This is a genomic window from Treponema sp. R6D11, from assembly GCF_054786075.1.
Map to the genome: position 1 here is coordinate 1 of NZ_BDHD01000064.1, position 10,272 is coordinate 10,272.

The 10,272-nt window shown below is 44.1% G+C and carries 8 protein-coding genes; 3 read left to right on the plus strand and 5 right to left on the minus strand.

The window, feature by feature from the left end:
• The 3 genes from ACYVTD_RS07220 to ACYVTD_RS07230 all read left to right on the plus strand — a co-directional run.
• Nucleotides 1-209, plus strand: a 209-nt coding sequence (locus tag ACYVTD_RS07220) for a hypothetical protein (protein WP_461247100.1), incomplete at its 5' end; no start/stop codon positions are given.
• 68 nt (nt 210-277) lie between these two features.
• Complete coding sequence (locus ACYVTD_RS07225; protein WP_461247101.1) at nt 278-2,011, plus strand: hypothetical protein; 1,734 nt, start codon at nt 278-280, stop codon at nt 2,009-2,011.
• A gap of 137 nt (nt 2,012-2,148) precedes the next feature.
• Nucleotides 2,149-4,053, plus strand: a complete 1,905-nt coding sequence (locus ACYVTD_RS07230) for a hypothetical protein (protein WP_461247102.1) — start codon at nt 2,149-2,151, stop codon at nt 4,051-4,053.
• A 402-nt stretch (nt 4,054-4,455) separates the two neighbouring features.
• Here the strand turns inward: ACYVTD_RS07230 and ACYVTD_RS07235 are convergent, their stop codons facing one another.
• The 5 genes from ACYVTD_RS07235 to ACYVTD_RS07255 all read right to left on the minus strand — a co-directional run.
• A complete protein-coding gene (locus tag ACYVTD_RS07235; protein WP_461247103.1) occupies nt 4,456-4,896 on the minus strand; it encodes a hypothetical protein in 441 nt (146 codons plus the stop codon).
• Nucleotides 4,823-5,182, minus strand: a complete 360-nt coding sequence (locus tag ACYVTD_RS07240; protein WP_461247104.1) for an Rpn family recombination-promoting nuclease/putative transposase — start codon at nt 5,180-5,182, stop codon at nt 4,823-4,825. The genes ACYVTD_RS07235 and ACYVTD_RS07240 overlap by 74 nt, the downstream gene beginning before the upstream one ends.
• Nucleotides 5,183-5,458: 276 nt before the next feature.
• The gene (locus tag ACYVTD_RS07245; protein ID WP_461247105.1) at nt 5,459-6,403 is read right to left on the minus strand and encodes an Rpn family recombination-promoting nuclease/putative transposase; all 945 of its coding nucleotides are present in this window, start codon (nt 6,401-6,403) and stop codon (nt 5,459-5,461) included.
• Between the two features lie 295 nt (nt 6,404-6,698).
• The gene (locus tag ACYVTD_RS07250; protein ID WP_461247106.1) at nt 6,699-8,516 is read right to left on the minus strand and encodes a hypothetical protein; all 1,818 of its coding nucleotides are present in this window, start codon (nt 8,514-8,516) and stop codon (nt 6,699-6,701) included.
• A 145-nt stretch (nt 8,517-8,661) separates the two neighbouring features.
• Nucleotides 8,662-10,272: hypothetical protein (locus ACYVTD_RS07255; protein ID WP_461247107.1), on the minus strand; the 1,611-nt coding region annotated here is incomplete at its 5' end.

The window sequence follows — 10,272 nt, forward strand, 5'->3', positions numbered from 1 at the left end:
AGCTGTGGGTGTTCCTGCACGCGGGCTTCGGCTACGAGAAAGAGGACAGCAAGAAGGACGCGGTATACGACTGGTTCGTAAACCCGTACGTCTGGATGCCGATGGGCGGCATGAGGATGTGGATAGGCGTGCAGATATTGGATCAGCACACGAAACAGGCCGGTCAGTTTGGCTGGAAGATTCCGTTCGGATTTAACTTCTACTTCTAAGAAGGTAACGGGAAAAACAGGAACTCTCGTATGAGAGAAAAAAATATTTAAGAGAGGAGAAAAGAATTATGTTGAAAAAGAATTCGTGGATTGTAGCGCTTTTGTTAGCGCTTTCATTAACAGCCTTCCTTTTTACCGGTTGTGTGAATCCGCTTAAAGTTGAAGAAGACACGGAAACGTATGAAGAATATCCGCTTGACAAGGGCTACAACGCGTGGGCTGGACAGGTTTATCAGAAAGGCTGGGCGACCGGCGGGATAAAGTTCCAAGGAAAGGGCGATGCGATAGTGGTCGCCAAAGACTTGGGCTATGACATTGAAATGTTCCAGAAGGCTACGAAGCTTAAGATAGAAATGCCCGACGCGTCATATCCGAGAAGCGGCGTTGACATCATCTGGGGCGGTGAGGACGAGACCGGCGATTCGACAAAGGGCGGCGGAATGTGGAACCAACAGCCGATAGCTGGCGGTTCCGGAGACATCGACACAACCTTTGCGAAGAAGGACGGCAACGTATTAATAATCGATCTTACCAAAGCATTGAAGAATTATTCTTCTTACACGAAAGCGGCTAAGTTAAAAATCGTCATGCAGGTTAACGCTCCTTCCTACGGAGACGTAGAAGGGCTTGTACAGAAAGCGTTCCTGATGATTCCGAATACTCCGCCGCCGTTTGTGCCAATTACAAAACTGGAGCTCGCTGACACTTCTAAGAGTATGCTCTGGACAAACGATATGGAACTGGTAGGGAAAATTACCCCCAGCAACGCGACTGAACAAAAAGTCGTCTGGGCGATAACCGGTTGGGTGCCAACTGTCGGCGATGCGATTTGGTTGCCTGATCTTGATCCTACTAAGCAAGCCTCTGTTGATGCTTACAAAGATGCAAAAAAGAAACTAATTGAAAGCGCATGGTGGGCGCAGGAAGAATATATCATAGATGACACCGTATGGCCCAATGAAAAGGGTTTAAAGGATGTTTACGGTACTTTAAGTATTCCTGCAGAAAAATCCGGAACAGTTAAAATCGTGGCGTTTATTAAAAACGGGATGCAGGACGCGGACGGGAAACTCGTTAATTTCCCGCAGAATACGGCAAAAGTTACGAAATTTGACATAATCGTAAAAGACCCATTGCTGTTCTCGTATAAAATCGGCGGGACACCGTATGGCACCGTTCGGTACGGCGCGGTTGATAACGGCGGAGTAAACGGCGGTACAATGACTATCGTCAAAGGAGAGACTCCCGACCTGACTATCGGTGGTGTAGACGCTTATACAAAGTATGAAATCCTATATTCGCCCACAGGCGGACAGTACGGCAACTCGGCGCACTATGTCGAAATTACTTTCCCCGAAGGAAAATCATTAAAGAATTATAGGCAATTTACATGCCACTATACGTCAGACAACTGCGATCTTGTCGGCAAGAGCGTCCGCATGAAAGCAATGACGAAAAAACCGGGAAGAACTTATAACCCCGGTCCTTATATTGCGACTACTTCATTTAGTTCCGACTCGTTTCCATCTGGCTCTAGCTCTAACGGAAAAGACACGGATATTACATTCGACTTCTTTTTAGATAACTCCGACCAGGCTGACGGATTAACTAACGCGGGAATTTACAACAAAGGAGTGGGCGCTGATTTATCCGCCGCAGGAACAGATGCGGCAAACGCAGGCAGATACATTGATGATGACGGCGTCAACGTAAAAGACGCGCAAAAGATTTACATCTGGTTGTTGCCGTGGGGAGGAGTTGGCACTAAGTTCACGATTTCTAACATGAACTTCGTTCCGTAATTATGGTTTTAAAGGGGGTGAAAGCCCCCTGTTAAATAACACGGCTGTTCGGAGGGAGACCAAATAGCCGCGGCAAAAAGCAATCGTAGATTGCGGACTACCGTATGGCAGTCAAAAAAAGAATTAAGGAGAGAAAGATGAAAAAGTTTTCATGGATTTTTGCGCTGATTCTGGCGCTCTCAATTGGTTTCATCGGCTGCCCAGCGGCTGATGATGACGATGGTGGTGGCGGTGGTGGCGGCGGCGGCGGTCCATCAGGACCATCGGCATTTGTACCGAATCCGGACGCAACCGAGATTGCAGTCTCATTCAGCGCCTCTAACCCAGTATCGTTTGAAAAAGCTGACCATAGCGTAGCCGGATCCGTTACTTATGACAACGGTGCTTATACGTATACTTATGCTAATAAAGACACAGAGAATGCCAATTATGGAAACGCGATCGGCAGGTTCAAGGTTGATTTAGGCGATTTCCGCTTAGGCGACTACGGCGGCTTTTCATTCGGATGGACGGGAATCAGCGGAGACGTTGGATTGAGCGGCGGTCCTACTACTACTATAACATACACCAAAAATCTTTTTATACTGGCGACAGATGATGAGGATGCTTTAATACCTTATGTATCTGATGCTAATATTAAAACCCTTGTAGTTAATACCGACTTTTATTCCAAAACCGGCAATGCCGGAAAAGATTTATATGACGGTGCCATTGACGTACCCAAGGTAAGAGGATTAGCAGGTTATCCCGATAATCAGAAGCCGGATGGGGTTACCGAGCCGTATCCGATAGCGACTCCGATTAAATTAAACAAAGAATTAACCGGAGAAGTATGGCTGGCTTTCTATTTCCATGCGGCAAATGACAGTGGCTCATATAAAATAAGTAATTTCAAACTTGTACCCTTCAAAGACTTTGTACAGAAAGATCCTCCTCCTCCTCCTGTAGCGCCTCCTCCTGTGCCTGCTGATATACCGGATGGTTTCGTAGCGATAACTTTAGACCTTGGCAGCTATATGACAACAGTTGACCAGATTAACGACGTTGCTGTTCCAACCGTTACAAAAGAAGCTAACACGATAACTGTCGCGTTCACACTACAAAACCAGAAAATAAACATCCCATTGACCACCGAGCAAAAAACCTTATACTACAAAAACCTCGACTCTAAAGACGCTTATGTGCAAATTGACTGTGAAATTGTAGGCGATGACAACGAAAATAATTTCCGTTATATGTTAGGCGTTGTAAACACAGGAAACAATTGGAATGCGACCGGCAGTCCAGGCGATTTCCCGTTGTTAAGCTGGAAAGGCGACCCGGGCGGCATAGCCGTTTCTGCGGATGGTCAAGGAATAAAAGTAACCGACTCAGGCAAAAATGATAACACTAAAGCTAGAGCTGATTATTTCGTATTCCAGCAAAGGAGCGCTACTGCCGTTACGGTAAAGATCAATTCAATCAAAATTTGGGTTCCTCCTATGCCGAAATTTCCTACCGTTAGTATTGCCACAACCGACATAAAAAATAATGGCGCGACTGTTACGGCTATAACTAACGGCTTTAGAGTAGTGACGACATACGGATATCAATCCGCGTGGATATATTTCAGGGTTCAATTACCTGCAGGCAAAAAGCTGTCCGACAGCGGAACTCTTAGTTTTACAATCAAAGGTATTTCAGTTACAGGTCTTAGTGATGGTGGCGGTTATAAAACAGCTTCTATATATGCATTTGATGTCGAACCTACTTACGATAATATTAAACTTATACAGAAACCAAATTCAGAAGATCCAGATCCTGCTGATTGGGGACAACTGAAAAATCTTCCTACATACAAAATTGGCGGTGGTTCAGGTTCAACTGAGGCAGGAATTGTAGATATGGATACCGCATATGATAGAGCGGCGCCTATTGCCCTTCCGGATCCAACAGATATAAATGACGACAATGACTTCTGGATTGCGTATCAAGTCGGCGGATCAGCTGGTTATACTTACGAAATTACGAATCTTAAACTCGTTGCTGGTGTTGTTGAATAATCGCTTGGTTTAAAGTGAGTTAAAAGCGGGAGCGCAAGCTCCCGCTTTTTTTGTTTTGAGGAGGGAAGAGATCTACCACGAACCACACGTACAAGGAGCGAACTAAGAGGGATTAGAGTAAACAACATGGATTAGCGTAAGAGAGAGCGAAAAAAGCACTCCCTGCGATCAACCACTAAGCCATCTTGGTTCGCGTATAGGCGATAAGTGCACCCGCAGGGTGTCTATGAATAAATCTACAAGCCCCGGCGCTCTGGATAAAACAAACAAGATAAATATCTTTATGTGAGCTTTCGCTCGCCGTTCCGCGCTGCGAACTCGTGGTAGATTTTTTTGTCGCTAAGAGCGGAGAAAGAGGGAACGCAAGCTCCAGCTTTTTTTGTGGTATTGGTTGTGAGGGGATTAATTTGCTTCTTGTTGAAGACGCGCTTTTATTTCATCTTTTGTCAAATCTTGATCTAGCAACTCAAGAAAATACTGACGGCTTTTTTCTTGACCTATTTCCTCGCCTTCCTTTATCCCTTCTTCCCGTAATTCTTCGCGGCGCATTTCTAAATATTCTTCTTTAGTCAAATCTTCCAACATAATATTTAACACCTCCGAAGCGTGAGCTTCCAAATACTCCTTCAAAATATTGTTCTTTATACAATAGTGTATCGCATTTCTAGCCGCTTTTTCAAGCGATTCTTCTTCTTTCTGGTACTCCCTTATCTTGTCTATAAAAAGACTATACCCGCCCAATGTCTCGCTTTTTTTAAGTATTTCCGAATTATGCCCGTGGTTTATGTTGTAAACCTCTTGGGAGCTTTTCCAGTTTAGCCTGATACCTTTTTCTTTTTTCAACTATTTTCTCGTATATGCGGGCGATGTACATCAGCAGACGCAGAGGGATATTTTCGTTAATTGTAGATTGGTGTTCAATCAACACGACAAGGCGGTTGTCGATTAAAAAAGACACGTCGTTAATCTGCCACTTGTAAAGAATGTCCGTCAGGGTATTAATATCTATGGGTATATCCGGCGGAATAGGGATTCCCTCGATAGCCGAGTAGAGTTCTCGCAGAACGTCTGGATTACTGAACAGCGAAGAAAACACGCTGTTCTTGTGGTTTCGGTTCACATTTTTCATACTGACCTCCAAAATAAGATTTGTAGTTCCCCGCCCAAAGACGATTTTTAAAAACTACATACCCTATATGGGTTCGCAGATGCGTGTTGCTTGACAAAATTTGAAAAAAATTGAAAATTTTTAAGGAATTTTTACAACGAACCTGCGCGAATGGAGAGCGAACTAAGAGAGATAAGAAATTTACCACGAACCTCACGAACGAGAAGCGAACTAAGAGGGAAGAAAGCGAGGACGTACCCCCCGCTTTCTTTGTGTGCCACCAACAGCAGAGAGATTTTACAACTCGCTGATTTCTTCTAGGGAGAGCCCGGTAATTTCACGCACAAAATCAGGGGTTGAGCTCTTTGAGAGTAAATTTTTCGCGATTATTAACTTTTCTTTTTCCATACCTTTTCCTTCACCTATTTCCATGCCTTCCTTGATCCCGCTTTGCCTGGCTTCAAACATTCCAGTTCTATAGTCTAGTTCACTTTTTATTAGCGTAGTCATACGAGCGTATTCCACCTCATCTTGCGTTATATTTGACAAAGTTTCCGTCGCCATCGCTATACCTTCCTCTCGATTAATTATATCAACAATTTTATCCCTTTTCTCCTCATCTGTCAAATATTGAAAATACACCGCCCACAGTTCCGCAGTTGTCATATCCTCAATAGGTTTGTCTACTATGGGTTTTGTCTTTACAAGTTCAACAGTGATTATTTTGGTTTTTCCGCCAAGCGGGACGCAGGTTTTAGGATCATAGTAAATAAAATTGTGTATTAGTTCTTCGTCAGGGAAAAACTGATACTTTGCCAGAATAGCAATTTGATACGTCTCCTTTAAATCATAATAAGTTTTACCGTTCCCGTGAATGTCCTGTCCAACAAATAACCTTGCCGCATGGTATTCGAGCCGTACCTGTTCGCTCGCGTTAGGATTAAACGACATTTCAACATTGACGAGTTCTCCTTCTTCCGTTCTGCAAGCGACATCGAATCGCAGATACCTTTGCTGCAGATAGTCAACAGGCGGCTCGTTGGCGATAATAGTATCCACCTTGACAGTACGCCCGATAAGCGCGGAAATCAGGGCTGATAGCGCACCTTTCGAGTTAGCGGTGTCTTTGGTAAATACGGCTTTAAACACCTCATCGTAGCGTATGTCCAGAACGCTAATTCCGTCCCTGAGTTGGAATGGTCCCCACTCATTTTGAGCGGGTTTTTGATAGCTTGTTTTCATAGCAACCTCCAAAAATAGGATTTGTAGTTGACCATCACAAGATGGTTGCCATTAAAAATGGCTAAAAAACTACATACCCTATATGGGTTCGCAGATGCGTGGCGCTTGACTGTTTTGGGAAAAAAGTTTAATTTTTTTATGAATTTTTACCACGAACCATCGCGAACAACTACAAGATATTTACAAAAAGTTCACACTAGCTCGTGGTTACTTTCTTCGCTGTTGGTGGCACAAAAAAAGCGGGAGCTCGCGCTCCCGCTTTTTAATCACTTTAAATTAAGTGATTCGCTACATCTTAATAGAACTTAAGATCCTTGAGTGTAAATATAAAGCCTTGTTTCGCACCAACGCGAACTGCAATCCACACTGAATTAAGGTCAGTTCCATCTGGAAGTGTGCCTACATTTACTGTACGAGTATATTCTGTACCTAGATTTTCAATTCCAGTAGCTTGCCAACCGCCGCCAGCAATTTGATCTTCTGTAGGTAATTGAGAACCAGAAGTTATAGCATCAATAGCATCTTCCGTTGGATAAGCGTTAATAATGAAACCTTTATACCCCCCCTCGTCAGTTGCACCGGCAGCACCTTTGATTTTGTAAGTAATATATTTATAGTTAGATAGCTTGTAACCTGTGGGGAGTGTAACTGGGAAGTATGCCCACGCTCTTTCATAACTATCTGTAGTACTTGTGTATGTAAAATTGGTTCCATCGGCATCAACTACAACAGTGCCAGCCCGTCCTTTTACATCACCGTCAGCAAAAGCTACTTGATAGTAGCCTTTATCGGCGGAGGAGGCTGTAATTTCTCCTGCTACACTGTTTTCAAACTCAATCCTGATTGAAGTGATCTCTATTACGTCATGAGTAGTGTCTTGATGCTGAAGTATAAAATGTTTCGGTTCTGCGCCTTGATTGGCGTAGGCCACATTAGTTGCACTAAGTATCGCTTCAAATTTACCTGGTCCTACCGGATGCCACACAGCCCAATCGCTTCCGGCAGTTGCATCAGCTATACTATAACGGAAATCACCACTAACACCATCAGTACCATCGGTTGAAACAAGCCTACCTTTAATATATATATTAAGGTGATTACCTGTTCTGGCTTTTAATGCGGTTAATTGATCATCAGTCAAATCAATAACTAGCCTCTCTCCCTTGCCGTTGGGATTATTACCAAACGTAGCGGTCAGAACTCCAGCAGTATAACTTTTGTCAGTGTTTGCTACAGTACCGCCAGATACACCGGTGGTTCCAACTGTAGTAATCTTGCTAAGATCCAAATAGAACCATGCATTGGGATCTCCGGCAACAACAGGTTTATTGGGAGCATCAGTACCATAGTCAGTACCGGTAGAGGGGTCTGCGCCAAATCTGAAATTACTTATTGTATATGAGCCTGAGCTCGCATGCACATAGATAGCAAACCATACTTCTCCCAAGAAAGAAGTACTTTTAACAATAGGCAATGTTACTGTTACTTTATTAGTACCGTTCACAGTAGGTTGTAACGCATTAGCATAAAGCTTATCCGGGTCTTTACCTATTACAGGATCACCTTCTGCCCATGCCGGATGAGGAGAATTATCAAAATAATCCGTAGAAATAATAAGAGGTACTAAACTAGCGCCAGCCACGCCGGGTACAGCGTCACTTTTATACGGTTTAAGTTCATCTTCAGTTTTTGTAGCCAATAAAAATAATTTTTTATTACTTACTGCCGGATCATTATCATCTTTAAATCCTTCCGCCTGCCAGTCAAATTGAACAGCCTTATAAGCGCCTAACGCGACATCTCCGCCCAAATCAACTTTGAACCTGAGAATTGAATTTCCGTAATTACCACCGGCTCCATAAGTATACTTAAAACCGGTATTGTCAGCTAAATACGTTAATGTTCCAGGATCATAAGGACCACTGTCATTTTGTCCATCTTTTAGAACTGCTACCTGACCGTCCCCTGTTCCAAATGTAATGACTTTTGTGGGTCCAGTGTAGCCGCCGCCGCCGCCGCCGCCACCACCATCGTCATCGTCAGCCGCAGGGCAGCCGATAAAACCAATTGAGAGCGCCAGAATCAGCGCAAAAATCCATGAAAACTTTTTCATCTTTCTCTCCTTAATTCTTTTTTGACTGCCATACGGTAGTCCGCAACCTACGGTTGCTTTTCTTTGCCGCGGCTGTTTGGTCTCCCTCCGAACAGCCGTGTTATTTAACAGGGGGCTTTCACTCCCTTTAAATCCATTAAGTAACTCACGGAGTAAACCTGATGTCGGAAATAATGAACGACGTATTATCAGAGCACCAAGGTAAGAACCAGACGTAAACTTTATGTGCGTCTTTTACGAGATCGTACCTTGCGCTGTTTTCCGAATCTGTAGCTGTCAGGCGTAAATCTTTTCCCTTTCCTTTGTTGTAAATTCCTTGTTTATCATCAGCAGTAGAATTATCTTTAAACATTTCGAATGTTAGATCTGTTTCTGTTGCATCTGCGCCGCTAGGAAATGAAATTGTCGCTATAAAAGGACCGGGATTATAACCTTTACTGGGCGGTATTTCCGCCATTGCCTTTACACGAACACTTTTACCGACAAGATTGGTGTCACCAGACACTCCCTTGTAGTGACAGGTTATTCCTGTAAAATCACTTAATTTTTTTGCGCCTAAATCAACTTCGAAATAATGAATCGCATTGCCGTAACTTCCGCCCGGACCGAATGTACCTTTAAAGCTTCTAAAAACTGTCTCACCCTGTACCGGCGTCTCAATGACTTCCATCTTGCCACCGTTGGCGATACCCTTGTTGTCTACAGCGCCATATTGCTTTGTAGACTGATCTACGCCGCTCACTTTTAACGTAAAGAAAGGCGGGTCCAGAATATTAATTACCTGTGAAAAGGTATAATCTTTACCCTCTTGTAATCCGTCTTTAATAACCCCCCTAAGTGTAACTTTTCCAATTGAGCCTGCTTTTGACGGAGCGGTTAATGTACCAAGCACGTTTCTTAAAGATTTTTGAGCTGGATATACGCTGTCATCTATAACATATTCCTCTTGCAACCAGTTTACTCTTTCAAGAAGAGCTGCCTTTACTTCTGCAAAAGTATCATCGCCAAGAGCGCCTAAGTCTATTTTTGCAGGGGCAGCGTCATCGGTATTACCGGTGCCTTTCTCCCATTTGGTTAATGCCCAAATAACCGTATTGTTAGTTGCATTTTTGGGAAGAACTTGCGCTTCTAACGGAAAGCCCGTTGTAGTCCAGTACATAGTTCTATACGCGGAAGGTATTGCCGCATCGCCAACCCCCACAAACGGCGGCGGAGTATTCGGAATCATCAAGAACGCCTTCTGCACAAGCCCTTCCACGTCGCCGTAGGAAGGAGCGTTTACCTGCATGACTATCTTTAACTTAGCCGCCTTCGTGTACGCCGAATAATTCTTTAGCGCCTTGGTAAGATCGATTATTAATACGTTGCCGTCCTTCTTCGCAAAGGTTGTGTCGATGTCTCCGGAACCGCCAGCTATCGGCTGTTGGTTCCACATTCCGCCGCCCTTTGTCGAATCGCCGGTCTCGTCCTCACCGCCCCAGATGATGTCAACGCCGCTTCTCGGATATGACGCGTCGGGCATTTCTATCTTAAGCTTCGTAGCCTTCTGGAACATTTCAATGTCATAGCCCAAGTCTTTGGCGACCACTATCGCATCGCCCTTTCCTTGGAACTTTATCCCGCCGGTCGCCCAGCCTTTCTGATAAACCTGTCCAGCCCACGCGTTGTAGCCCTTGTCAAGCGGATATTCTTCATACGTTTCCGTGTCTTCTTCAACTTTAAGCGGATTCACACAACCGGTAAAAAGGAAGGCTGT

Bases quoted from the DNA above. Each gene is read 5' to 3' on its own strand.
- ACYVTD_RS07225 (WP_461247101.1), top strand. From the start codon at position 278: ATGTTGAAAAAGAATTCGTGGATTGTAGCGCTTTTGTTAGCGCTTTCA.
- ACYVTD_RS07230 (WP_461247102.1), top strand. From the start codon at position 2,149: ATGAAAAAGTTTTCATGGATTTTTGCGCTGATTCTGGCGCTCTCAATT.
- ACYVTD_RS07245 (WP_461247105.1), bottom strand. From the start codon at position 6,403: ATGAAAACAAGCTATCAAAAACCCGCTCAAAATGAGTGGGGACCATTC.
- ACYVTD_RS07250 (WP_461247106.1), bottom strand. From the start codon at position 8,516: ATGAAAAAGTTTTCATGGATTTTTGCGCTGATTCTGGCGCTCTCAATT.
- ACYVTD_RS07240 (WP_461247104.1), bottom strand. From the start codon at position 5,182: ATGAAAAATGTGAACCGAAACCACAAGAACAGCGTGTTTTCTTCGCTG.